At 50.1% G+C, this 686-nt stretch carries 1 protein-coding gene; it reads right to left on the bottom strand.

Features of this window, described 5'->3' with window-relative positions; genetic code table 11:
• Positions 1-147: 147 nt before the first annotated feature.
• On the bottom strand, positions 148-686 hold a 539-nt coding region (locus COV46_07240; GenBank protein PIR16717.1), incomplete at its 5' end, for a hypothetical protein.

Raw genomic sequence — 686 nt, 5'->3', positions numbered from 1 at the left:
GATTGCTTCGGTCACTACGCTCCCTCGCAATGACACGCCAATGGGTTTTTAGAGGTGCCCTTAATATCTTCATAATTCCCCCCGAACGTTTTTTAGGCTGATATTCCGAAAAACTTAGTCAAATAACTCGGAAAAGTCAAAAAAATACTAGAAGTGAACGCCTGCCAGTCCCAAAAATGCCGGTTGTGCAGACCATCCACCCCCTATTATGACCTCGTTGGTTCCTGCAACGTTCTGGGATTTTTCCGGCAGGCAGACAAAATCCGACTGCGCCATTACTCCAAAGTAACCGTACCTTGAGACCATGAACCTGACACCTCCTCCAATGGAAACGCCGGGCGCCCATAGGAAGATGCTGGAGTCGGACGCCAGAGGGTCGCCGGGTATCGCCGCGAACTGGGCCATGGGGCCGGCTTGAACGTATGGCAGGACCTTGAAATTCTTCATTTGTGTGAGATAGTCGGTGATGAAGGTAAGGACGCCGTTGATATTTACGTTCATGACGTGTTCTCGGTTGCCGCTGTTGGCGTTAGTGGAATATTTCACCTGAAGTTCCGGCGCAAAATAATCCGTAACGTTCCAGCCGAAGTTGAAACCGATAAGGGGTTCCCAGTCGTTGGCGGTCCTTGTGGATGTCCTTGTGTTGTCATCTCCTGTGTATTGAAAAACGCCGCCGGAGAATTGAA

It is taken from the genome of Deltaproteobacteria bacterium CG11_big_fil_rev_8_21_14_0_20_49_13, from assembly GCA_002796305.1.
Lineage (GTDB): Bacteria > UBA10199 > UBA10199.
The sequence above is the reverse complement of the archived record's forward strand: the minus strand, read 5'-3'. Positions and strand labels throughout refer to the sequence as shown.